This window comes from Methylobacterium sp. HMF5984 (genome assembly GCF_045033435.1).
Taxonomy (GTDB): Bacteria; Pseudomonadota; Alphaproteobacteria; order Rhizobiales; family Beijerinckiaceae; genus Methylobacterium.
Genome location: NZ_JBJFLN010000001.1, coordinates 2,656,510 through 2,679,872 on the forward strand (window position 1 = coordinate 2,656,510; position 23,363 = coordinate 2,679,872).

The 23,363-nt window shown below is 72.2% G+C and carries 24 protein-coding genes; 14 read left to right on the forward strand and 10 right to left on the reverse strand.

The genetic code is table 11. The features are described from left to right. The first annotated feature begins 113 nt into the window (after positions 1-113). The 6 genes from ACFZ8E_RS12860 to ACFZ8E_RS12885 all read left to right on the forward strand — a co-directional run bounded on the left by ACFZ8E_RS12860 (position 114) and on the right by ACFZ8E_RS12885 (position 6,851). A complete protein-coding gene (locus tag ACFZ8E_RS12860) occupies positions 114-2,267 on the forward strand; it encodes a TonB-dependent receptor (RefSeq protein ID WP_405042912.1) in 2,154 nt (717 codons plus the stop codon). Positions 2,268-2,370: 103 nt separating this feature from the next. Then, on the forward strand, positions 2,371-2,739 hold the full coding sequence (locus ACFZ8E_RS12865; protein WP_147862925.1) for a hypothetical protein: 369 nt from the start codon (positions 2,371-2,373) through the stop codon (positions 2,737-2,739). Between the two features lie 232 nt (positions 2,740-2,971). Continuing rightward, positions 2,972-3,484 carry a copper chaperone PCu(A)C gene (locus tag ACFZ8E_RS12870; RefSeq protein WP_147729784.1) on the forward strand — a complete coding sequence of 171 codons (513 nt, stop codon included), beginning with the start codon at positions 2,972-2,974 and terminating at the stop codon, positions 3,482-3,484. Beyond that, positions 3,474-4,091, forward strand: a complete 618-nt coding sequence (locus ACFZ8E_RS12875; RefSeq protein WP_243948262.1) for an SCO family protein — start codon at positions 3,474-3,476, stop codon at positions 4,089-4,091. Before ACFZ8E_RS12870 ends, ACFZ8E_RS12875 begins: the two co-directional genes overlap by 11 nt. Further along, on the forward strand, positions 4,088-4,456 hold the full coding sequence (locus tag ACFZ8E_RS12880; RefSeq protein ID WP_243933474.1) for a DUF2946 family protein: 369 nt from the start codon (positions 4,088-4,090) through the stop codon (positions 4,454-4,456). The genes ACFZ8E_RS12875 and ACFZ8E_RS12880 overlap by 4 nt, the downstream gene beginning before the upstream one ends. Positions 4,457-4,520: 64 nt before the next feature. After that, entirely contained in the window at positions 4,521-6,851 is a 2,331-nt protein-coding gene (locus ACFZ8E_RS12885; RefSeq protein WP_405042913.1) for a TonB-dependent receptor family protein, read from the forward strand. 104 nt (positions 6,852-6,955) lie between these two features. Here ACFZ8E_RS12885 and ACFZ8E_RS12890 read toward each other — a convergent pair whose 3' ends face one another. From ACFZ8E_RS12890 to ACFZ8E_RS12930, 9 genes are all read right to left on the reverse strand, one after another. Beyond that, positions 6,956-7,537 (reverse strand): peptidase S14, encoded by a 582-nt coding sequence (locus ACFZ8E_RS12890; RefSeq protein WP_147728117.1) that lies wholly within the window; start codon positions 7,535-7,537, stop codon positions 6,956-6,958. Between the two features lie 112 nt (positions 7,538-7,649). Further along, positions 7,650-8,360: a response regulator gene (locus ACFZ8E_RS12895; protein WP_147728118.1), complete on the reverse strand. Its 711-nt coding sequence runs from the start codon at positions 8,358-8,360 to the stop codon at positions 7,650-7,652. After that, on the reverse strand, positions 8,357-11,092 hold the full coding sequence (locus ACFZ8E_RS12900; protein WP_243948266.1) for a sensor histidine kinase KdpD: 2,736 nt from the start codon (positions 11,090-11,092) through the stop codon (positions 8,357-8,359). Before ACFZ8E_RS12900 ends, ACFZ8E_RS12895 begins: the two co-directional genes overlap by 4 nt. A 44-nt stretch (positions 11,093-11,136) precedes the next feature. Then, the gene (locus ACFZ8E_RS12905; protein WP_147729400.1) at positions 11,137-11,739 is read right to left on the reverse strand and encodes a K(+)-transporting ATPase subunit C; all 603 of its coding nucleotides are present in this window, start codon (positions 11,737-11,739) and stop codon (positions 11,137-11,139) included. A 30-nt stretch (positions 11,740-11,769) separates the two neighbouring features. Further along, on the reverse strand, positions 11,770-13,860 hold the full coding sequence (gene kdpB / locus ACFZ8E_RS12910; protein ID WP_243933468.1) for a potassium-transporting ATPase subunit KdpB: 2,091 nt from the start codon (positions 13,858-13,860) through the stop codon (positions 11,770-11,772). Between the two features lie 36 nt (positions 13,861-13,896). Next, positions 13,897-14,112 carry a hypothetical protein gene (locus tag ACFZ8E_RS12915; protein ID WP_243933467.1) on the reverse strand — a complete coding sequence of 72 codons (216 nt, stop codon included), beginning with the start codon at positions 14,110-14,112 and terminating at the stop codon, positions 13,897-13,899. Between the two features lie 3 nt (positions 14,113-14,115). Next, positions 14,116-15,831 (reverse strand): potassium-transporting ATPase subunit KdpA, encoded by a 1,716-nt coding sequence (gene kdpA, locus ACFZ8E_RS12920; RefSeq protein ID WP_405042914.1) that lies wholly within the window; start codon positions 15,829-15,831, stop codon positions 14,116-14,118. Positions 15,832-15,845: 14 nt separating this feature from the next. Further along, positions 15,846-15,947, reverse strand: a complete 102-nt coding sequence (locus ACFZ8E_RS12925) for a K(+)-transporting ATPase subunit F (protein ID WP_210246746.1) — start codon at positions 15,945-15,947, stop codon at positions 15,846-15,848. A 251-nt stretch (positions 15,948-16,198) separates the two neighbouring features. Then, positions 16,199-17,290, reverse strand: a complete 1,092-nt coding sequence (locus ACFZ8E_RS12930; protein WP_243948268.1) for an acyltransferase — start codon at positions 17,288-17,290, stop codon at positions 16,199-16,201. A gap of 241 nt (positions 17,291-17,531) precedes the next feature. Between ACFZ8E_RS12930 and ACFZ8E_RS12935 the strand changes: the two genes are divergently transcribed. The 6 genes from ACFZ8E_RS12935 (at position 17,532) to ACFZ8E_RS12960 (ending at position 22,125) form a co-directional block, all read left to right on the forward strand. Beyond that, positions 17,532-17,960, forward strand: a complete 429-nt coding sequence (locus ACFZ8E_RS12935; protein WP_147727688.1) for a helix-turn-helix domain-containing protein — start codon at positions 17,532-17,534, stop codon at positions 17,958-17,960. Positions 17,961-18,074: 114 nt separating this feature from the next. Next, entirely contained in the window at positions 18,075-18,521 is a 447-nt protein-coding gene (locus tag ACFZ8E_RS12940; protein ID WP_243935696.1) for a CHRD domain-containing protein, read from the forward strand. 66 nt (positions 18,522-18,587) lie between these two features. Then, positions 18,588-18,926 carry a hypothetical protein gene (locus tag ACFZ8E_RS12945; protein WP_147727690.1) on the forward strand — a complete coding sequence of 113 codons (339 nt, stop codon included), beginning with the start codon at positions 18,588-18,590 and terminating at the stop codon, positions 18,924-18,926. A gap of 111 nt (positions 18,927-19,037) precedes the next feature. Next, positions 19,038-19,967, forward strand: coding sequence for an aldo/keto reductase (locus ACFZ8E_RS12950; RefSeq protein ID WP_405042915.1), 930 nt, complete (start codon positions 19,038-19,040; stop codon positions 19,965-19,967). Continuing rightward, positions 19,957-20,697, forward strand: a complete 741-nt coding sequence (locus tag ACFZ8E_RS12955; RefSeq protein ID WP_405042916.1) for an NADPH-dependent F420 reductase — start codon at positions 19,957-19,959, stop codon at positions 20,695-20,697. Before ACFZ8E_RS12950 ends, ACFZ8E_RS12955 begins: the two co-directional genes overlap by 11 nt. A gap of 78 nt (positions 20,698-20,775) precedes the next feature. Then, the gene (locus ACFZ8E_RS12960) at positions 20,776-22,125 is read left to right on the forward strand and encodes an NTP/NDP exchange transporter (RefSeq protein ID WP_405042917.1); all 1,350 of its coding nucleotides are present in this window, start codon (positions 20,776-20,778) and stop codon (positions 22,123-22,125) included. Between the two features lie 15 nt (positions 22,126-22,140). On the opposite strand, the gene ACFZ8E_RS12965 is transcribed toward ACFZ8E_RS12960, so the two are convergent. Further along, on the reverse strand, positions 22,141-22,305 hold the full coding sequence (locus ACFZ8E_RS12965; protein WP_405042918.1) for a hypothetical protein: 165 nt from the start codon (positions 22,303-22,305) through the stop codon (positions 22,141-22,143). A 197-nt stretch (positions 22,306-22,502) separates the two neighbouring features. Between ACFZ8E_RS12965 and ACFZ8E_RS12970 the strand changes: the two genes are divergently transcribed. Together ACFZ8E_RS12970 and ACFZ8E_RS12975 are read left to right on the forward strand one after the other, a co-directional pair. Beyond that, positions 22,503-22,952 carry a hypothetical protein gene (locus ACFZ8E_RS12970; RefSeq protein ID WP_405042919.1) on the forward strand — a complete coding sequence of 150 codons (450 nt, stop codon included), beginning with the start codon at positions 22,503-22,505 and terminating at the stop codon, positions 22,950-22,952. After that, a complete protein-coding gene (locus ACFZ8E_RS12975) occupies positions 22,949-23,353 on the forward strand; it encodes a hypothetical protein (protein WP_147727278.1) in 405 nt (134 codons plus the stop codon). Before ACFZ8E_RS12970 ends, ACFZ8E_RS12975 begins: the two co-directional genes overlap by 4 nt. Positions 23,354-23,363 lie beyond the last annotated feature (10 nt).

Consider the following 23,363-nt stretch of genomic DNA (forward strand, 5'->3'; position numbering starts at 1 on the left):
CGCGTCGGGCGGGGTGTTCCGGCGGGTGTCGAAGCCCCCGGCCGTCCGACGGACGGAGCGGTGGATCGGCCTCGTTCGCGGTGACGTGCCACGTCCGCGTCGCCCGAGGTCCCGTGTCCGCGTCCCAGTCCCCGCCCGTCTTCCGAACGCCAACCCTGCTCGCTCTCGCCTGCGCCGCCGCCCTCTCGGGCCCGGCCGCGCTGGCGCGCCCCGCCGCCGGGGAGGCCGAGGCGAACCTCGCCGAGATCTCCGTGACGGCCGACGATCCCAGGCCCGCCGCCGGGGCGGCGGCGAGCGCCGGCTACGTCGGCGGCACCATCGGCGCCGGCGGGGCGCTTCGGACGGTGGATGCGGCGAGCGCCGGCATCGTTTCCGGCGCCGAGATCAACAGCCGCCCGATCACGCGGCCGGGCGAGGTGCTCGAATCCGTGCCCGGCCTGATCGTCACCCAGCATTCGGGGGAGGGCAAGGCCAACCAGTTCTTCCTGCGCGGCTTCAACCTCGACCACGGCACCGACATCGCGATCGAGGTCGACGGGATACCGGTGAACATGCGCACGCACGCGCACGGCCAGGGCTACGCCGACATCAACTTCCTGATCCCCGAGCTCGTCGGCGCGGTGGCGTTCCACAAGGGGCCGTACTTCGTCCGCGACGGCGACTTCGCCTCGGCCGGCTCGGTACGGATCGACTACCTCGACACCGTCGCCAAGAACGTCGCGCTGACCGCGTTCGGCAGCTTCGGCTACGCGCGGGCGCTGACCATCGCCTCGGCCCCCCTCGGCCAGGGCAACCTGCTCGTGGCGGGCGAGGCGCAGGTCTACGACGGCCCGTGGGACGTGCCGGATGCGCTGCGCAAGGTGAACGGCGTGGTGCGCTACAGCCAGGGCACGGCGCTCGACGGGTTCTCGGTCACCGGCATGGCCTATGCCAGCCGCTGGACCGCGACCAACCAGATCGCATCGCGCGCGGTGTCGGAGGGGATCATCGGCCGCTTCGGCACCCTGAACCCGACCGACGGCGGCGACAGCAGCCGGTTCTCGCTCTCGGGCCGCTGGAGCATGACCGACGACACCGGCGTCACGCGGGCCTCGGCCTACGTCATCCGCTCGCAGCTCAACCTATTCAACGACTTCACCTACTTCCTCAACGATCCGGTCAACGGAGACCAGTTCCACCAGCTCGACCAGCGCATCCTCGGCGGCGGCGAGGTGAGCCACGTCTTCCAAGGCGACCTGTTCGGGCATCCGATGGAGAACGAGATCGGGGTGCAGACCCGCACCGACGCGATCCGCGTCGGGCTGTTCAACACCGCGAACCGCCAGTTCCGCACGGGCGTCCTCGACGACCGGGTGCTGGAGGCGAGCGGGGCGTTCTACGTCGACAACCGCGTGCGCTGGACCGACTGGCTGCGCACCAGCGTCGGCTTCCGGGCCGACGGCTACTACGGCGACGTGGTCTCCGACACGGCGGCCAATTCCGGCAAGGCACGGGACGGCATCGTCAACCCGAAGCTCGGGCTGGTGCTGGGGCCGTGGTTCGACACCGAGCTCTACGTGAACTACGGCGGCGGCTTCCACTCGAACGACGTGCGCGGCGTGACCGCGACGGTCGACCCGGCGAGCCCCCTCTTCAACATCGCGCGCTCGCCCTTCCTCGTGCCCTCGACCGGCTACGAGGTCGGCATCCGCAACCGCTCGATCGCCGGGCTGGAGACGGCATTGGCCCTGTTCCGCCTCGATTTCGCGTCGGAGAACCTGTTCCAGGGCGACACCGGCACGACGGAGCCGAGCCGGCCGAGCCGCCGCTTCGGCATCGAGTGGACCAACCGCTACGCGGTGACGCCGTGGCTGAGGCTGGAGGGGGACCTCACCGTCACCAATGCCCGCTTCTCCGACGTCGACCCGGTCGGCAACCGCATCCCCGAGGCGCCGACCACGATCGCGTCGGCCGGGTTCACCTTCGGCGAGGGCCTCGGCTGGTTCGGCGCGATGCGGCTGCGCTACTTCGGCCCGCGCCCGCTGATCGAGGACAATTCCGTGCGCTCGAAGCCGACGGCGCTGCTCAACGGCCGCGTCGGCTACCATTTCGACAACGGCCTCAGCCTGTCGCTCGACGTGCTGAACCTGACAAACGCCAAGTCGGACCAGATCACCTACTACTATATCTCGCGCCTGCCGGGCGAACCGGCCGACGGCGTCGCCGACCGGCACTTCCACCCGGTCGAGCCCACCGCCGTGCGGCTGACGCTGGCCGGGCGGTTCTGAGCGGCGGCCCTCGATCCGAGCGGCAGGCCCGGCGAAAACGGCCTCGCACGGTTCTGCCGCATTGACGGGGTGGCGGCCGGCGCCCTAGGCGTGGGACATGCGCATGTGGCGGCCAGATTGGCGGGTCTGCCGCGCGGTCATCGCCGTGACCGCGCTCTACGCGCTCGCCCTGCAGGCCGTCCTCGGCGGGATGACGGGCGTGCGCACCCTCGACCCGGCGCACGCGCTCTGCCTGCAGGAATCCGGCGCGGACGGGCAGGGCCCGGCCGACGCGCCCCATCACGGCGACCACCTGGCATGCTGCACGGCCGCGCAGGCGATGCCGATGGCGGACGTGCCGGTTCCGGCGGCCGTCGCGGTCGCCCGGTCCGCTCCCCCGGCCGTCGACGTTCCGTGGCGTCCCGTCCTCGCCGCCGCCGCCCGCGCTCCGCCGGGCATCGGCGCCGGCGCACGCGCCCCACCCGCCGCCTGATCCACCGCCCGGCCGCCGCCCAGCCGGAACGCGGCGTCGCGCCCTGCCTCACGGTTGCGCGCCGAAAGCCGTGCTCCGGGAAGGCCTCGGCCCGCATCGACCGATGCAGCCTGCCGCATCGCCGTCGCTCGGCCCCTCGCGATCGCGCGAGCCGGCATGCCCGGGACGCCGTCCCCCAACCGCCCGGCCGCCCGCGGCCGCGACCGATACCGCCCCCTTCAGGAGAGTTGCCATGTCCAAGCTGTTCCGTCGCCGCGCGACCGGCTCCCTCGTCGCCCTCGCGCTGCTCGCGGTCCCGGCCGGCGCCCACGAGTACAAGGCCGGCGCGCTCGCGATCGCCCATCCCTGGACGCGGGCGACCCCGAACGGCGCCAAGGTCGGCGGCGGCTACCTCAGCGTCACGAACACCGGCACCGCGCCGGACACGCTGCTCGGCGCCACGGTGACCGGGGCGGACCACGTCGAGATCCATTCGATGACGATGGACGGCACCGTGATGAAGATGGCTCCGGTCCCGGGCGGCCTGGTCATCGCCCCCGGCGCCACGGTGACGCTCGCGCCGGGCGGCTACCACATGATGTTCGTCGACCTGACGGCGCCCCTGAAGAAGGGCGAGCGCGTCAAGGGCACGCTGCGGTTCGAGAAGGCGGGGACCGTCCCGGTCGAGTTCGCGGTCGAGGCGATCGGCGCGAAGGCCCCCGAGGGCGCGCAAGGGGCGGCCGGCGGCCACGATCATGCCCATTGATCCGCCGCCCGTCACGCCGGCCCAGCGCCGGGCGGGCTACGGCATCCTCGCGGCGGTGCTCGTCGGCATCCTCGGCATCGCCGGGGGCGTCGTGGCGATGCTGCCGCGCGGGCCCGCCAAGCCGGCGATGTCGGTGGTCGGCGGCCCGTTCCGGCTGCAATCGTCCAAGGGTGGGATCCTCGATTCGGCGACGCTGGCCAACCGGCCCTTCCTGGTGTTCTTCGGGTTCACCCGCTGCCCGAACGTCTGCCCGACGACGCTGGCCGACCTCTCCAACCTGATCGACGACCTGCACAAGGCCGGCGGCGACATCGGCGCCTACTACATCACCCTCGATCCCGAGCGCGACGACGCCGCGGTGCTGCGCGACTACATGGGCTCGTTCAGCGATTCGATCACGGGGCTGACCGGGACCCGCGAGGAGATCGACCGGGTGGCGCGGTCCTACCGCGTCTTCTCCAAGAAGGTCCCGCTGCCGGGGGGCGACTACACCCTGGAGCACACGCTGATGGTCTACCTGATGGACCGGAACGGCGGCTTCGTCGGCCCGCTCGATCTCGCGGCCGGGCACGGGCTCGCCCTCCGGCAGATCCAGGCCGTCCTGTGACGGGTCGGGCGAAGCGCGTCGGCGCCCTCGGCACCGCGCTGATCCTGCTGGCGATCTGGGCGCAGTCGATCGTGCCGCTCGCCGCCCTGCGGATGGCGCCCGACGCCGCGCCGCTCGGCCTGTCGGCGATCTGCGGCCATGCCGGCGCAGCCGACGCCGCGGGGGAGCCGGCTCCGCTCGTTCCCGGCTGCCACGCCTGCCCGCTCTGCGCCGTGGGGCTCGCCGCGCCGGTCGTCGCCGCACCGCAGCCGGCGGCGCGGGTCCTGCGCTGGTCGCCCGTCGCCTGGCCGACCCCGCCGCCCGCCCGCACCCCGCATCGCCCCCGGATCGCCGGCCGGCCGAGGGCACCGCCGACCCTGCTCTGATCGAATCGCGAACCTCTTCCGGCGGGCCGATCCCGCCTGCCTCCCGATCAGACGAGCCCGCCCGATGCCCTTCCTGCCCAAGCTCCGGCTGCGCGCCGGCCTCCTCCTCCTGTCCGCCAGCCCGCTCGCCGTCGCGCAGGCGCAGGCGCAGGCACAGGCACAGGCACAGGAGAGCGTCACGCTCTCCGAGCTCTCGGTGGTCGGCGAGCGCGACGGGCCGGCACCGGCGGCCGGCATTCCCTTCGGCGTCGCCGCGCCGCAGGGCTCGGCGCCCAGCGTCATCGAGCATCCGGTCGGGCAGGTCGTGACCGGGATCGGGCGGCGCGACACGATCGAGAACCGGCCGGCGACGAGCGTCGGCGCGGTGCTCGCCAACAGCCCCGGCGTCACCGTGCGCCAGGGCAACGGCGGGCGCGACGTGATCATCTCGATCCGCGGCAACAACGCCCGCTCCACCGGCGTGATCAAGAACACGGTGGTGCTGGAGGACGGCTTCGTCCTGACCCAGCCCGACGGCGCCGCGCGCTTCGACCTCGCCGACCCGCGGGCCTATTCCCGCATCGACGTGTTCCGCGGGCCGCAATCGGCCCTGTTCGGCAACTACGCCACGGGCGGCGCGCTGGCCTTCCGCACCCGCACCGGCCGCGAGATCGACGGCTACGAGATCGGCACCGATGCCGGCAGCTTCGGCTATCTCAGCACCTCCTTCACGGTCGGCGGCGTCAGCGGCCCGTTCGAGATCAGCCTGTTCTCCAGCGACGTGCGCGCCAACGGCTACCAGGACCATTCGTCCTACGACACGCAGACCATCGACCTGCTGGCGAGCTACACCCCGACGCCGGACAACCGCTTCACCCTCAAGGTGATCAACAACGACCTGCACGCGGACCTCGCCGCCCGGTCGTCGCTGGCCGAGTTCCGCACCAACCCCTATCAGCGCGGCTGCGCGGCGGCGGCGACCGCGGCGGCGGGCTGCTCGCTCACCAACCTCTTCGTCAACGGCGCCTACGGCCGAAGGGTCGGCGTCACCGCCGACGAGGCCGGCTTCGAGCGCAAGGACCGGCGCACGATCGTGGCGGCGCGCTACGAGCACGACATCGACGCCCAGACCACCTGGCGCACGCAACTCGGCTTCGACGAGCGCAATTTCAACCAGCCGTTCTACGCGACCGCGTCACGGGGCTCGTACCCGTCCTGGAACTTTCTCACCGACCTCACCCGGCGCTACGACCTGTTCGGCCTGCCGGCGGTCGGCTACGTGGCTTTGGCCTACAGCACCATCGACAACCGGATCTCGACCTACAACCGCGCGCCCTACGGCGGCCCGCGGCTGGGCGCGCTGATCGGCGACCAGGAGGCGGTGCAGTCGAACCTCGGCGGCCGCGCCCGCACCGAGGTCGCGCTCTCCGAGCAGTGGACGGGCGTCGTCGGCATCGGCGCCGAGACCACGTCGATCACCGGGCGCAGCCTCGCCTACGCCTACGCGGCCGCGGGCGCGACCACGACGATCGCGGACGCGAACCGCAGCTTCCTCAACGTCGCCCCGGAACTGGCGCTGGTCTACCGCCCGAGCGCCGAATGGGCGTTCCGCGGCCGCGTCGCCACCGGCTACACCACGCCGGCGGCGAGCAACCTGTTCGTGACCTCGGCGGGCCTGCCCGGCAACAACACCGGGCTGCAGACCCAGGAGAACCTCGGCTTCGACCTCGGCACCGACTGGACGCCGGTCGAGGGGCTGCGCCTCAGCGTCACCGGCTTCTACGAGATCTTCCGCAACGAGCTCGTCTCGCAATCGCCCGGGGCCGGCCTGCAGAGCTACACCTTCAACGCCCCGGCCTCGGAGCACCGCGGCCTCGAGGTCGGCGCCGACTGGGCCTTCGCGCCGGGCTGGCGCATCGTCGCCGCCTACACCTTCGACGACCAGGTCTACACCCGCTACGTCGAGCAGCTCAGCGCCGGAGCGCTGACCCGCCGCCTCGACCGCGCCGGCAACCGCATCCCCGGCGTGCCGGCCAACCAGCTGCTCGCCCGCGTCGGCTACGACGTCCCGGCCGGGCCGCTCACCGGGCTCGGCGCCTTCGTCGAGACCGTGTTCCAGGACGATTTCTACCTCGACAACGCCAACCAGCTGAAGGCGCCGGGCTACGCGATCGTCAACGCCAACGTCCACTACGCGACGGAACTCCCCGGCGGCTACGCCAAGCGCCTCACGCTCTACGCCGAGGTGCGCAACCTGTTCAACACGGTCTACGCCGCCTCGGCCCAGAACCTCGCCGACACGATCAGCGCGACGACCGGGCTGCAGAACGGCGCGGGCGTGCTCGCCGGCACCACCGGCTCGATCTATGCCGGCGCCCCGCGCAACCTCGTCGCCGGGATGAAGCTGGCGTTCTGATGCCGACCCTCGGTGAGCCCGGCTCATCGAGGTTCGGCCCCCGCGACCGCCGGACCTCATGGGTTCTCACCTACGAGGCTTGGCCTGAAGACTCGGCATGAGCCTCAGATCACCGCCTCGATCAGGCCGAGGGTGCGGGCCTCCTCGGCCTCGATGTACCAATTGTAGGGAGCCCGCTCGATCACCTGATCGAGGGTCACGCTCGAGCCCTCGACGAGGTTGGCGAAGCCCTCGTTCTGGATCGCGATCGAGCACTCGATCTCGTGGAGCGTCGCCTTCACCGTGGCGATGCAGGTGGTCAGCGGACCGTTGATCCGGAGCTCCTTGGCGAGCTTGCGCTCGTGGATCATCAGCCGCGTGCCGGGGGTGAGGTAGCGGTTCTGCCGGGTGAAGAAGCTCATGAAGGTGGTGCCGGCGGAGTAGATCGCCGCCTTGCCGAGGAAGGCGTAGCGGCATTGCGGGTTCATCGCGCTCTTGAAGCGGATGTCCTCGCCCATCATCCGCGCGACCTCCGGGTCGCCGCCGAGCGTGGTCAGCTCGACGACGACCAGCCCCTCGCACGGGGCCTTTCCGATCTGGGCCCGGAAGTCCCGGTACATGTCGTAATCCACCGTGCCGGCGAGCAGGACGGTTGGAGCCGCGAAGTCGGCGGCTTTCAGGGTCGTATCCGGGGTCGTGGTGTTCATGGGGCGGGGCGGCCTTGCGATGCGGACGGGTTTGCGATCCGAACGGGATCGCGGCCTGCACAACCCGCGCCGGACCTGTTCGTTCAGGAAAAGATCCGCATCGGGGACGCCGTCAGCGCGACAGCCCGTCGTCGGGCGCGCGCAGGCGGTAGCCGACGCCGGTCTCGGTGAGCAGCAGGCGCGGGCGCTCGGGATCGGCCTCCAGCTTCTGCCGGAGCTGGCGCATGTAGACCCGGAGGTATTGCGGGTCGGACGAGGCCGAGACCGCGCCCATCAGCTGGGCATGGGTCAGCACCTTGCCGGCATGCTGCACCAGCACCCGCAGGAAGTCGTACTCGCGCGGCGTCAGCTTCACCTCGCGCCCCTCCACCCGGACGATGCGGCGCACGAGGTCGACGCTCAGGGGCCCGACCTGGAACAGCGGGCGCTGCCCTTCCGTCGCGAGCTGGTGGCGGAGCGCCGTGCGGATGCGGGCCAGCAGCTCGCCCATGCCGAAGGGCTTGGTGACGTAGTCGTCGGCCCCGAGGTCGAGCGCCTCGACCTTGCCGGTCTCGTCGTCGCGGCTCGACAGCACCACCACCGGCAGGGCGGGATGCGCCGCGCGGATCCGGGCGAGGAGGTCGTGCCCGCGCATGTCGGGCAGCCCGAGATCGAGGATCACGAGGTCCACCGTCTCGTGGCCGGACGCCTTGCGGCCCAGGGTCTCCAGGGCGGTGCGGCCGTCGGGCGCCTCCAGCACGGCGTAGCCCTGGGTCCCGAGCCCGGTGCGCAGCAGCCGCCGGATCGGCGGCTCGTCGTCGACGACGAGGATGTGCAGGGTCATGCCGCCCGATCCGAGGCGGTCCGCGCGGGCTCGGCGGGGACCGGCAGGGTGATGGTGAACACCGCGCCGGAGCGGTCGCGGCGGTTGGCGCCGACGACCGTGCCGGCCATCGCCTCGATGAAGCCGCGGGAGATCGGCAGGCCGAGGCCGGTTCCGGCCCGCACGCTGTCGGCCTTGGCGACGCGGTAGAACGTGTCGAACACCCGTTCCAGGTCCGCCTCCGGCAGGCCGCCGCCCTCGTCGAGGATCTCGATCCGCACCCGCATCCCGTCCCGCCGCCCGCGCAGGCGGATGGTCGATCCCTCGGGGGCGTACTTGCCGGCGTTGTCGAGGAGGTTGACCAGCACCTGCTCGAACAGCACCGGATCGAGCCGCAGCGGCGGCAGGCCGGGCGCGATCTCCACCACGACGCGGTGGCCGGACAGGATCGCCTCCAGGCGGCGCAAGGCCGTGTCGGCGATCTCGGCGACGTCGTGCAGCGCGACGTTGGGCACCACGGCGCCGGCCTCCAGGCGGGTCATGTCGAGGAGGTTGGCGATGAAGCGGTTGAGGCGCTCGGATTCCGCGATGACGGTCGCGAGGAGATCCGCCTTCGCGGGGGCGTCGAGGGCGTCGTCGAGGTCGCGCAGCGTCGTGGCCGCGCCGAGCACGGCGGCGAGCGGCGTGCGCAGGTCGTGCGAGATCGAGGTGAGCAGCGCCTGGCGCAGGCGGTCGGTCTCGGCCGCGCGCTCGGCCCGGTCGAGGTCCTCGACGAGGCGGACGCGCTCGATGGCCAGCGCGCCCTGGTCGGAGAGCGCGTCGACGAGGCGCCGGCTCTCCGGTGAGAGGATCGGCCCGGCCCGGTCGGCGTCGAGGCCGATGACGCCGAGCGTCCCCCGGCCGGTCCGCATCGGCAGGAACAGGCGCTTGGCGCCGGGCAGGGTGTCGGCGCCGCGGCCTGCCGCCCGGTCGTTGTCGAAGGCCCACTTGGCGGCGGCGAGGTCGGCCGCGTCGAGGGTGTCCTCCGGCGGGTAGCCGGCGCGCACCGCGATCGCGCCGGCCTCGGGCAGGAGCAGCACGACGCGGACGTCGAGGCTCGCGGCGATCTGGTAGGCGGTCGCCCACAGCACGTCGTCGAGGGTGCCGCAGCCGGCGAGCTTGCGGCTGAAGCCGTAGAGCCGCTCGCTCGCCACGGCCCGCGCCCGCGAGACCACCGCCTCCTGGCGGGTGCGCGCGGCGAGGTTCGAGACCAGCACGGCGACCAGCGTGAACAGGCAGAAGGCGGCGACGTTGGTCGGGTCGGCGATGGTGAAGGTGTAGAGCGGCGGCAGGAAGAAGAAGTTGTAGGCGAGCGAGGCCGCCACCACGGCGGCGAGCGAGGGCCCGAGGCCGAAGCGCACCGCCACGGCGACCACGGCGGTGAGCAGGACGAGGTCGGCGTTCTCGACGCCGAGCATCGGCTGCAGCGCGAGCGCGATCCCGAGGGCGCCCCCGACGGCCGCGAGCGCGACCGCGTAGGGCCAGGCCGAGCGGGACGGCTCCGCGGCCGTGCGCACGCTCTTCGGCCCGGCCGCGTCCCCGCCCTGCGCCTCCCCACTCTGCGCCTCGCCCGCGATGACGTGGACGCTGATCTGCCCTGAGCCGCGCACGAGGTCGTGCACCACCGAGCCGTTCAGGATCTCGAAGAGCCGCGAGCGCTCGGACTTGCCCACCACGACGTGGTTGGCGTTGGCGCTCCGCGCATAGGCCAGGATGTCGTCGGCGATCCGCCGCGAGCCCGGCACGGTCGCCGCCTCGCCGCCGAGCCGGTCGGCCAGCCGCAAGGTGTCGGCGATGCGGTCGCGCGCGGCCTCCGACAGCGCCTGCGCCCGCGGCCCCTCGACCGAGAGCGCGGTCCAGGGCGCGTGCAGGCGGTCGGCCAGGCGCTTGGCGTAGCGCACCAGCCCGGCCGCGCGCGGATCCTCGCTGACGCAGACCAGCACCCGCTCGCCCGCGCCCCAGGGCCCGGGGATGGCGTTGGCCCGCATGTGGCTCAGGAGCTCGTCGTCGACCCGGTCGGCGGTGCGGCGGAGCGCCAGCTCGCGCAAGGCCGTGAGGTTGCCGCGGGAAAAGTAGTGCCGCAGCGCGCGGGCGGCGTTGCGGGGCAGGTAGACCTTGCCGTCCTCGAGGCGCCGGATCAGGTCGTCGGGGTTGAGGTCGATCACCTCGATGTCGTCGGCCCGGTCGAGGATGCCGTCGGGCACGGTCTCGCGCACCCGGATGCGGGTGATCTGGGCGACGACGTCGTTCAGGCTCTCGACGTGCTGGATGTTGAGGGTGGTGTCGACGTCGATGCCGGCGTCGAGCAATTCCTCGACGTCCTGGTAGCGCTTCGGGTGGCGCGAGCCCGGCGCGTTGGTGTGGGCGAGCTCGTCGACCAGCGCCAGGGCCGGGCGCCGGGCCAGCAGCGCGTCGAGATCCATCTCGTCGAGGCGGGTGCCCTTGTAGGCGACGGCGCGGCGCGGGACGACCTCCAGCCCGGCGAGCAGGCTCTCCGTCTCCGCGCGGCCATGAGTCTCGACCACGCCGATCACCACGTCGAGGCCGGCGCGGGCCTTGGCCTGGGCCGTGGTCAGCATCTCGTAGGTCTTGCCGACCCCCGGCGCGGCGCCGAGGAAGATCTTCAGCCGGCCGCGCGACCGGCTTTCGCGGCGCGCGGCTTCGAGCAGCGCGTCGGGGGAGGGGCGGGACGGGTCTCGGCTCGGCTCGGGCATCGGGGGCGCATCCTACCCGCAACGGGGCCCGAATGGGCCAGCGCCTATTTCGCCAGCCCGTCCAGCGCGAGGTTGAGCGCCAGCACGTTCACCCGCGGCTCGCCGAGGATGCCGAGCCAGCGACCGCGGACCTGCCCCTCGACGAGGTCGCGCACGGCCGGCTCGGGGAGCCCGCGCGCGGCCGCCACGCGCTTCACCTGGAACAGGGCGGCGGCGGGCGAAAGGTCGGGGTCGAGGCCCGAACCGCTCGTGGTCACGAGGTCGACCGGCACCGGCACGCCCGGGTTCTCGGCCTTCAGGCGGGCGAGGTCGGCGCCGACCCGCTCGGCGAGCGCCGCGCTCGTCGGGCCGAGGTTGGAGCCCGACGAGTTCGCGGCGTTGTAGGGCGCCGGCACGGTCTTGGCGGGGTCGGCCGGGTCGGCGGCGCTGGTCGCGGACGGCCGGCCCTGGAAGTAGCGCGCGCCGGCGAAGGCCTGGCCGATCAGGCTCGACCCGACGGGCTTGCCGTCGCGCAGGACGATCGAGCCGGCGGCCTGGCTCGGGAAGGCGAGGCCGGCGATCCCGGTCATCGCGAGCGGATAGGCGAGCCCGGTGAGCGCGGTCAGCGCGATCAGCAGGACGAGGGCGGGGCGAAGCTGGGTCAGCATGGCGGGGTCTCGTGACGCGAAGGGGGAGGATCAGGCGAGGCGGAGCGCGGTGACGGCGAGGTCGATCGCCTTGATGCCGACGAAGGGCACCAGGATTCCGCCCAGGCCGTAGACCGCCAGGTTCCGGCGCAGCAGCGCGCCGGCGCCGACCGCGCGGTAGGCCACGCCGCGCAGGGCCAGCGGGATCAGCGCGACGATGATCAACGCGTTGAAGATGATCGCCGACAGGATCGCGCTCTGGGGCGAGGCGAGCCCCATCACGTTCAGTGCCTGGAGCTGCGGATAGAGCCCGAGGAACATCGCCGGGATGATGGCGAAGTACTTCGCCACGTCGTTGGCGATCGAGAAGGTGGTCAGCGCGCCGCGCGTCATCAGCAGCTGCTTGCCGATGCCGACGATCTCGATGAGCTTGGTCGGGTCGGAATCGAGGTCGACCATGTTGCCGGCCTCGCGCGCCGCCACCGTGCCGGTGTTCATCGCGACGCCGACGTCGGCCTGGGCGAGGGCGGGGGCGTCGTTGGTGCCGTCGCCGCACATCGCGACGAGCTTGCCCTGCGCCTGCTCGCGGCGGATCAGCGCCAGCTTGTCCTCGGGGGTGGCCTGGGCGAGGAAGTCGTCGACGCCGGCCTCGGCGGCGATCGCGGCGGCGGTGACCGGGTTGTCGCCGGTGATCATCACCGTGCGGATGCCCATGCGGCGCAGCTCGGAGAAGCGCTCCCGGATGCCGCCCTTCACGATGTCCTTCAGCGTCACCACGCCGAGGAGGCGTCCGTCGCGGGCGACGGCGAGCGGCGTGCCGCCGGCCTTGGCGACGTCGTCGGCGATGGCGCGGACCTCCTCGACGCTCTCGGCCGAGGCGGTCGGCGCGTAGGCCAGGGCCGCGCTGGAGCCCCGGGTCGCGACCGGGCCGCCGCTCACCGCCGCGACGATCGAATCGACGGCGCCCTTTCGGATCTGCGAGCCGGCGAGGTCGACGCCGCTCATCCGGGTCTGTGCGGTGAACGGCACGAAGGTGGCGTCGAGGCTTGCCATGTCGCGGGCGCGGATCCCGTAGCTCTCCTTGGCCAGCACCACGATCGAGCGGCCCTCCGGCGTCTCGTCGGCGAGGGAGGCGAGCTGCGCCGCGTCGGCGAGCTCCTGCTCGGTGACGCCGCGGACGGGGCGGAACGCGGTGGCCTGACGGTTGCCCAGCGTGATCGTGCCGGTCTTGTCCAAGAGCAGCGTGTCGACGTCGCCGGCCGCCTCCACGGCGCGGCCCGACATGGCGAGCACGTTGAAGCGCACCAGCCGGTCCATGCCGGCAATGCCGATGGCCGAGAGCAGCGCGCCGATGGTGGTCGGGATCAGCGTCACGAACAGCGCGACCAGCACGATCAGCGGGATCGCGCCGCCGGCATAGGAGGCGAAGCTCGGGATCGAGGCGACGGCGAAGACGAAGATCAGGGTCAGGCCGGCGAGCAGGATGTTGAGCGCGATCTCGTTCGGGGTCTTCTGGCGGGCGGCGCCCTCGACGAGCGCGATCATCCGGTCGACGAAGGTCGAGCCGGCCGCGGCCGTGATCCGCACCCGGATCTCGTCGGAGAGCACCTGCGTGCCGCCGGTCACCGCCGAGCGGTCGCCGCCCGATTCGCGGATCACCGGGGCGGATTCGCCGGTGATCGCCGCCTCGTTGACCGAGGCGATGCCGAGGATCACCTCGCCGTCCGAGGGGATGATGTCGCCGGCCTCGACCAGCACCACGTCGCCGACCTTGAGGTCGTTGCCGGGGACGGTCTCGAAGGCGCGGCCCGCACCCGTCAGCCGCTTGGCCATGGTCTCGGTGCGGGTGCGCCGCAGGGAATCCGCCTGCGCCTTGCCGCGCCCCTCGGCGATCGCCTCGGCGAAGTTGGCGAACAGCACCGTGAACCAGAGCCACAGGATGATCTGCCCGGAGAAGGCGAGGTTCTCGGCGCCCGTCGCGGCGTCGCGGACGAACAGCACCGTGGTGAGCGCGGCGACGACCTCGACGACGAACATCACCGGGTTGCGCACCATGAGGCGCGGATCGAGCTTCCGCAGCGCGCCGAGGAGGGCCGGGCCGACGAGGGCGGCGCTGAGCAGGGTCTGGGAGGGGCGGGACATGGGGTTTCGTCCGGATGCGGGGGAGGGCCGGCGGGCTCAGTGTCCGAGCGCGCGGCCGAGGAGGGCGGCGCCGGCCATCAGGCCGAGGGCGCCGAGGAGGGTGAGGCTCAGCATCGCCAGGATCAGGTCGGAGACCCGGACCGGCGGGCGGCGCCCGGCGACGGCCGGGCGCGGGCGCTGCGCGCCCCGCTTGCGCCGCGGCAAGGGGCGGGGTGCTGTGCGGGGGGCGGCGTGGAGGAGGGTGCGGCCCACGGGTCAGCCCCCCGCCGCGAAGGTCTGGCCGAGGCCGCCGGCGAGGTGCTCGACGATCGGCCCCAGCGCCAGCGCCGGGAAGAAGGTCAGGCCGCCGACGATGAGGATCACGCCGACGAGGAGCCCGACGAACAGGCCGCCGTCGGTGGGGAACGTTCCGGACGAGGCCGGCACGGTCTTCTTGGCGGCGAGCGCGCCGGCGATGGCGAGCGCCGGGACGATCACGAAGAACCGCCCGACCAGCATGCCGGCCGCCAGCGTGGTGTTGTAGAAGGTCGTGTTCGCCGTCAGGCCGCCGAAGGCCGAGCCGTTGTTGGCCGCCGCCGAGGTGAAGGCGTAGAGCATCTCGGAGAAGCCGTGCGGGCCGACATTGGCGGGCCCCGCGAGCCCCGCCGCGACCACGGTGGCGAGCGCGGTGCCGCCGAGCATCATCAGCGGCAGGCAGAGGATGGCGAGCATCGCCATCTTCACCTCGCGCGCCTCGATCTTCTTGCCGAGGTATTCCGGCGTGCGCCCGACCATCAGCCCGGCGACGAAGATCGTGACGATGACGAAGACCAGCATGCCGTAGAGCCCGGCGCCGACGCCGCCGACGATGATCTCGCCGAGCTCCATGTTGATCAGCGGGATCATGCCGCCGAGCGCGGTGAACGAGTCGTGCATGGCGTTGACCGCGCCGCAGGAGGCGGCGGTGGTGACGACGGCAAACAGCGCCGAGGCCACGATCCCGAACCGGATCTCCTTGCCCTCCATGTTGCCGCCGGGAAGCCCGAGCGCGTTCAGGACCGGGCTGCCGGCGGCTTCGGCGCCGTAGGTGACCGCGATCCCGGCCCCGAACAGCACGGCCATCGCGGCCAGGATCGCCCAGCCCTGACGCTCGTCGCCGACGCTGCGGCCGAACAGGTTGGTGAGCGCGGCGCCGATCGCGAAGATCGAGACCATCTGCACGAAGTTCGACAGCGCGGTCGGGTTCTCGAACGGGTGGGCGGCGTTGGCGTTGAAGAAGCCGCCGCCGTTGGTGCCGAGCATCTTGATCGCGACCTGGCTCGCCACCGGCCCGACCGCGATGGTCTGGGGCGCGCCCTCGAGCGTCGTCGCCGCGACGGCGCCGCCGAAGGTCTGCGGGATGCCCTGCCAGACCAGGAACAGCGTGAACACGACGCAGAGCGGCAGCAGCAGGTAGAGGGTGCAGCGGGTGAGATCGACCCAGAACGAGCCCACCGTCCGCGCCGAGGCCCGCGAGAATCCCCGGACGAGGGCGACGGCCAGGGCGATGCCGGTCGCGGCCGACAGGAAGTTCTGGTGGGTCAGCCCCAGCATCTGCGACAGGTACGAGAGCGTGGTCTCACCGCCGTAGGACTGCCAGTTGGTGTTGGTGACGAAGCTCGCCGCGGTGTTGAAGGCGAGGTCCGGCGCCACGGCGCCCTGCCCGTCCGGGTTCAGCGGCAGGGCCGCCTGCAGCCGCAGCAGGCCGTAGAGCAGCACGAAGCCGGCCGCGTGGAAGACGAGCATCGCGGTGGCGTAGGCGAGCCAGTGCTGCTCGTGGGTCCGGTCGATGCCGGCCAGGCGATAGAGCCCGCGCTCGATCGGCTTGAGCACGGGCGAGAGCAACGTCCGCTCGCCCGCGAACACGCGGGTCATGTAGCCGCCGAGGGGGCGCACGAGCGCCAGCACGACCGCGCAGAAGAGCGCGATCTGGATCCAGCCGTTCACGGTCATGGGCTTGGTGTCCTTCAGAACCGCTCGGGGCGGACGAGGGCGTAGGCGAGGTAGGCGAGGAGGCCGACCGTCACGAGGGCGCCGAGGGTCAGGTCGAGAGACAGGCCGTAGGGCATGGCGGGGCCCTCACAGGCGCGCACACAGGCCGGCATAGCCGACCGCGAGGGCGAAGAAGGCGAGGCCTCCGGCGAGGAAGACGAGGTCGAGCATGGCGGGCGTCCGGACGAGGAGCCGGCAACGCGGTCGTGGGCCGACCGGTCCGCTTCGACCGATCCGCCCCGGCGACCTGCTTGCCGTGATCGTCAGAGTGGCCGGACGCGCCGTAGGAATGCGAGAGGGAGGCGGCGCCGAATCCATAAGGATCCCATCAGGATCGGGCCGGCTCGGCGGTGTCGGGCACGGACGACCGCGTCCGGTCGAAGGCGCGGCGGATCGCGCGCTGTCCCGGCGTCTCGACGGCGTAGCGGATCACGGTCGCGAGCCCGACCGAGGCGAGGACGGCCGCGAGGATCGCCGATCCGGACGACCATCCGCCGGCCTCCAGCGCCCGGATGATCGCGTAGCCGAGGATCTGGTGGACGAGGTAGAGCGGGTAGGAGATCGCCCCGAGGAAAACCAGGGGCGCGCAGCCGAGCCAGGGCAGCCGCCCGGTCGCGGCGGCGAGGACCGTGCCGGCAAAGCCGAGCACGAGCAGGACGTAGAGGCCCGTCCCGACGCCGCCGTGGTCGACGGCGGGCCCGAGGGCGGTGAAGCCGAACGCGGCGGCGAGCGCCCCGAGGCCGAGGGGGGTCAGCGCGCCCGCCGCGAGGCGCGCGAGCATCGCCCCGATCACGAACAGCAGCGCGAAGGGAAGGTTGAGGAGCACGACCACCTGCAGCGTCCGGACCGGAAGGACCAGCGTGCCGACGAACGCCGCGGCGAGCCATCCGGCGCAGATCCGCTCCAGGCGCAGCCCGGGATCGGTCGCCGGGCCCCTATGGATCAGGGCGAGGGCGGCGAGGGCGTAGAAGGCGACCTCGTAGGTCAGCGTCCAGTGGGACGGATCGATCGGCGGCACCCGGATCAGCGAACTGAGCATCGTCAGACCCGCGAGGGCCGCGCCCGGCGTGATCCCCACGGGATTCGGGCCGCCGAGGGCGAAGATCCCCAGCGTGACCCCCGAGCAGACGAGGAAGGCGGGATACAGCCGCGCGACCCGCCGCACGGCGTAGTCTCCGAGGGACGGCGTCCGCCCGAGCGTACCGGCAATCACGAAACCGCTCAGGATGAAGAACAGCTCGACGCCGAAATGCCCGGCGGCGAAGCTCGGAACGCGGTCGACATGCGGCCCGATGCGGCCTTCGTAGCTGAAGAGGTAATGGTGCAGCATCACCATCGTTGCGGCGAGACCACGCAGGGCGTCGATGGATCGGATTCGGCCGATGGGGCGGACGGGGGTGTTGCCCGAATCAATCGACATACTTTAGGTACGTTTTCCGCAACGCGTTCCCGTCACGCCATGACAGCGCGGTTGCCTTAAGAAACGTCGACCCCTGCCGTGCGGGATACCGGCCATTCGAAAAAAGCGTGGCTGCACCGTTGGAAAGGTATAGATTGATACCACGATTACAGTGCTCCTCTTGATTGTATTCCGAGAGCGCCGGTTACACCGCACATCCGGGCATCCCGCCCGACAGCACGAACCCTGTGAGGCCAGCCCCATGACGACCGCGGAACAGAAGAAGCCGACCGATGCCGACCACACCGTCGGCAACCGCATCGCGGTGCTTCGGGCCGCCCGCGGGATCAGCCAGACCGCCCTGGGCCAGGCGCTGGGGGTGAGCTTCCAGCAGGTCCAGAAGTACGAGAAGGGCCGCAACCGCGTCGGCGCCGGCCGCCTGCAGACGATCGCCGACCATCTCGGCGTCCCGGTCTCGACCTTCTTCGAGAGCGAGCCCGGCGAGGCCCGCAGCTTCGAGGACGGCACGAGCCTGCCCTTCCTTGGCATCGCCGGCGCCGCGGAGCTGCTGAAGGCCTACGCCGCGATCGCCGACCTGCAGATGCGCCGCGACGTCCTGGCGATGGTGAAGTCCGCCGCCCGGATCGCCCGCGCCAGCACGCCCGACGCGTCCGCTTCCGACATCGCCTGACACGCGGGCCGACGCCACGGCGCCGGCCGCACGCGACAACGTGATCGCCGGGCGCTCCGATGCGCCTATCTTCCCGGATGCGAGCCACGCCGGCTTGCCGAAAGGGAGGATCCGATGATCCGCACCGTCCGCGGCGGCTTCGCCGCATTGGCGCTGTCCGCCTTCGCGCTGTCCGCGACCGTCTCCGGGGCGTCGGCAGCCGAAGGTCTGGCGTACCGGGCTGCGCTGAAGGCAGGTTCGGAAGTGCCCGCCAACGACAGCAAGGGCACCGGCGAGATCTCGGCGACCTACGATCCGGCGAGCAAGACGCTGACCTGGAAGGGCAGCTACAATGGGCTGACCGGGCCCGTGACGGCCGCGCATTTCCACGGTCCGGCCGAGGCCGGCGCCAATGCCGGCGTGCTGATCCCGGTGACCGCCGCCGCCAGCCCGTTCGAGGGCTCGGCCACGATCGACGACGCCAAGGCGGCCGACCTCGTCGCGGGCAAGATCTACGTCAACCTCCACACCGCCGCGAACCCGAAGGGCGAGATCCGCGGGCAGGTGGTGCGCGCGCCGTAGGCCTTTTCCGGGCCGCGCGCTTTCTGTAGGCCGCTCGCCGGGGGACGGCATGCGGAGGCTCGGTCGGTGAAGCAATCGGACGCCATCATCGCCTGGACGCCGGCGCGCTGGGCGGAGCTGCGCCCGGACACCGCCGGCCAGGTCGCGGTGCTGCCCCTCCCCGACACCGAGGGCGCGGCCAAGCGCTTCATGATGCGCGGCGGGGCCGGCTCCTCGGCCCTCCAAGCCCTGACGGGGGAGGCGCGCATCGCCCGCCTGTTCATCGACTTCCAGACCCTGGTGGTGCGCGACGGCCTCGACCCGCAGGCGGTGCACCGGGCGTTCCTCGCCATCGACGAGTACCGGTTCCGCATCGCCCCCGACACGGAGGGCGCGGAGTTCGAGGATCCGCCGGAAGAGGATTGATCGCAGAGCCGCCCGAACGGCTCGCAGAGTCACAATCGAGAAAAGGCGGGCGCTTACTCACGGTTGCCCTAGTTGAGTCCCGGCACGCCTTGCGCCACGGAGCCTTCCGCGATGCCTCTCGCAGCCTTTCCCGCCCCCAGCGGCCTGTCCCGCCGCGCGCTGATCGCCGCCGCCGGGCTGATGCCCTTGGCCCAAACCCTCGCGGCGGAGGAGGCGCTGATCCGCCGGCCGATCCCGTCGACGGGCGAGCTGCTGCCGGTGGTCGGCATCGGCACCTCGCGCCGCTACGAGGTCGCGCCGACGCCGGACGCCGTCGCGCCGCTGCGGGCGGCGGTGGAGCGCTTCGTGGCGCTCGGCGGATCGGTGATCGACACCGCCCCGAGCTACGGCACGGCAGAGGACGTGCTCGGCCTCATCCTCCCGGACGGGGCCCTGCGCGAGAAGGTGTTCCTGGCGAGCAAGGTGGACACCACCGGCCGCGAGGCGACGCGCGCCGAGTTCGAGCGCTCGCTGGCGCGGATGAAGGTCGCGCGGATCGATCTGCTGGCCGTGCACAACCTGATCGACGCGACCGAGAACCTCGCGGTGCTGCGCGACCTCAAGGCCGAGAAGCGGATCCGCTACCTCGGCGTCACGGTCTGGCGCGACGGGCAGTTCGACGGGCTGGAGCGGATGATGCGCGGCGAGACCCTCGACGCGATCCAGGTCAACTACGCGATCGACAACCGCGAGGCCGCCGAGCGCATCCTGCCGCTCGCCGCCGACCGGGGGCAGGCGGTGATGGTCAACGTGCCGTTCGGGCGCGACCGCCTGTTCAAGGCGGTCCAGGGCAAGGCGGTGCCGGACTTCGCCAAGGGCTTCGGCTGCGAGACCTGGCCGCAATTCTTCCTGAAATACGTCCTCGGCCACCCGGCCGTGACCTGCCCGATCCCCGGCATGGCGAAGGTCGCCTACGTCGAGGACAACCTCGCCGCAGCCCGCGGGCGCCTGCCCGATGCGGCCGAGCGGAAACGGATGGAGGCCTTCATCGATGCGCTCTGACCTTTTGGGACTTTCCCGTCGTGCCGCGCTCATCGCCGGCCTCGCATGCCTCGCGTTTCCGGCGATGGCGCAGGAAGCATCCAAGAAAATCCGGATCGGCGTGATCGGCTCGGGCAACATCGGCGGCACGATCGGGAGCCTCTGGGTCAAGGACGGGCACGAGGTGATGTTCTCCTCCCGCCATCCCGAGACCCTGAAGGCCCTGATCGAGGCCCTCGGGAGCAAGGCCAAGGCCGGCACGCCCGAGGAGGCGATCGCCTTCGGCGACGCGGTGCTCGTGGCGGTGCCGTACAAGGCCTATCCGGAGCTCTCGACATCCTACGCCGCCGCGCTCAAGGGCAAGGTCGTGCTCGATGCCGGCAACGCCACCAAGGCGCGCGACGGCGAGCTCTACGACGAGGTCCAGGCCAACGGCATCGGCGCCACCTCGGAGAAGTACTTCCCCGGCGCCAGGCTCGTCCGGGCGTTCAACGCCGCCAACTACAAGGTCTTCGCCAAGGAGGGCGCCAACGGCGGGGCCGACCGGGCCGGCGGCCGCATGGCGATCCCGATCGCCGGCGACGACGCCAGCGCCCTCAAGGTCGCCGAGGGCCTCGTGCACGATGCCGGCTTCGACTCGGTGGTGGTCGGCGGCCTCAAGGACGCGAGCAAGTTCGCCATGGGCTCGCCGGGCTTCGGCCACGAGAAGACCGCGCCGGAGCTGCGCAAGACCCTCGGGCTGACGCCGTGACGATGGCCACCGGGCAACTCCCTCTCCCCTCTGCGGGGGAGGGCGCGTCGGAGCCGGTCCTTGCAACAAGTTGACCCGATGAATCACGCAACGCCGCCGAGCGAGGCCGCGCCTTCGAACGCCCTCGCGCGCCTGATCGGCGTCCGGCCCGGAGAGGGGCCGGCCCTGGCCTGGTCCTGGGCCTACATCTTCTCGATCCTGGCCGCCTACTACGTGCTGCGGCCGATCCGCGACCAGATGGGCGTGGCCGGCGGCATCGAGAACCTGCCCTGGCTGTTCACGGCGACGCTGGTCGGGATGCTGGCGCTGAACCTGCCCTTCGCCTGGCTGGTCAAGCGCATGCCGCGCGCGCGCTTCGTGCCGCTGACCTACCGGTTCTTCGGCGCCAACATCCTTTTGTTCGCGCTGGCGCTCTACCTCGCCCCGCCGGACTGGGACGTGTGGATCGGGCGGGTGTTCTTCGTCTGGCTCTCGATCTTCAACCTGTTCGTGGTGTCGATCTTCTGGGCGACCATCGTCGACGTGTTCTCGACGAGCCAGGGCAAGCGCCTGTTCGGCTTCATCGCGGCCGGCGCGACGCTCGGGGCGATCGCCGGCTCGGCGACGACCGCGCTGCTCGCCAAGACCGTGCCGACCTGGGGCCTGATGCTCGGCGCGGTCGCGCTGCTCGAATGCGCCGTGTTCAGCATGCGCGGGCTCGCCCGCCTGTCGGAGCGGCTGCGGCAGGCGCCGTCCGGCGGGCCGGAGCAGGGGACGGGACAGGTGATCGGCGGCGGCGTGTTCGCCGGCGTCACCCGGACGTTCGCCTCGCCCTACCTCCTGAACATCTCGCTGTTCCTGCTGCTGTTCTCGGTGACCTCGACCTACCTGTATTTCCAGCAGGCGGCGATCGCCAAGGCGAGCTTCCCCGACCGGGCGGCGCAGACGGCGTTCTTCGCCGGCGTCGACCTGGCGGTGAACGTGCTGACGCTGGGGGTGCAGTTCTTCCTCACCGGGCGGATCGTGCGCCGGATCGGCGTCGGGCTCACCCTGGCGATCCTGCCCGCGCTGAGCATCCTCGGCTTCGGGCTGCTGGCGCTGGCGCCGTCCATCGCCGCCATCGTCGGCTTCCAGGTGCTGCGGCGGGCGGGCAACTTCGCGATCAGCCGGCCGATCCGCGAGGTGCTGTTCACGGTGGTGCCGCGGGAGGACCGCTACAAGGCCAAGAGCTTCATCGACACGGTGGTCTACCGCCTGGGCGACCAGGCCGGCGCGTGGTCCTATGCCGGCCTCGGGGCGCTCGGGTTCGGCGCGGCGGCGGCCTCGGTGGTGGCGGTGCCGCTCTCGGCGGCCTGGCTCGTCAACAGCCTGTGGCTCGGGCGGGCGCAGGACCGGCGCCACCGCGCCGCGCGGGCGGCCGAAGCCCCCGGCTACGCCGACGGGATCTGAGGACCGGCCGGCGGCTCAGCGGCGGCGGGCGCGCACCCGGACCGGCCGCAGGACGGGCGCGCCCGCGTGGCGGTCGCCGAGCGCCCGGCCGACGAGGCCCGCGACGCCGATCGCCGCGCATCCGGCGAGCGCCGCGGCGACGTCCTGGCCGAGCCATTCGACAAACCCGAGGATCGCCATGCAACAGCCCTCCGAATCCTGCTCCAGGCTGAGCGCCGGACGGTTAACGAAAGGTTAATGCGCCGACGCCGCATCCCCGCCGCACAGCCGCCGCCCCGGGACGGGATCTGTCCGGCACCGCAACCGTTAAGCCGACGTTAACCCTGGCGCTTCGATGGAGCGTCGGACGCGACCGGCCTAGGGGAGGTCTCGAAGGCATGACCTGCTGGTCCGATTCGCGGCCCGTCCTGTGGCTCGCCCCGGCGCTCGCCCTCGTGAGCCTGCCCCTTATGATCGGGCCCCTTGCGATCGGTCCCCTTGCGATCGGGCCCGCCTCGGCGCAGGAACCGCTCTTCCTGCGCATCCGCCCCTCGGATGCGCCTCCGCCCGCGCTCGGCTCCGGCGGGGTCGATCCGGAGATCGCGGCGGCGCGGGCGGCGCGCGAGGCGGTGTGGGAGCGCAGCACCGTCCGCGCGAACATCGCGATCGCCTCGGTCTGCACCGGCTGCCTCGGACGGCCGCCGGCGCCGACGCCCCTGCGGCCGGACCGGCCGCGGCCCGCCACCCCGCCGGAGAGCGCGCGCGCCGCGCTCGCTCCGGCCGAACCTTCCCCCGACGCGGCCGCCGGCCCCGCCGCGGACCCGACATCGACCCGAGGTGATCCATGACCCAAGCCCATCCGACCAGCGGCGCCGAGCCCGATGCCGCCTGCCCGGTCTCCCTGGAACTGCTCGGCGAGGTCTACCGGGCCGACGAGTACGACTTCCCCGAGATCGTCGCCGGCATCGCGCCGCTGAAGCGGGCGCAGCTCGCCGCCTACCTTTACGGCAAGAGCCACATGCACCAGCTCGGCCTGAAGGTGGCCCGCGCCTGCGAGCGCGAGGACCTGATCCGGGTCGCCGGCGAGGTCGGATCGGTGATCCACGGGCAGGCGCACCTCAAGCCAGCGCCCGCCCCCGTCCCGGTGGTCGAGGCCGGCGCGCCGAAGCCGAAGAAGGTCAGCCTCGGCGGGCCTGCCAAGAAGATCAGCCTCGGCGGCTCGGCCGCCAAGGGCCGCAGCTTCGACTGAAGCCCCTCTT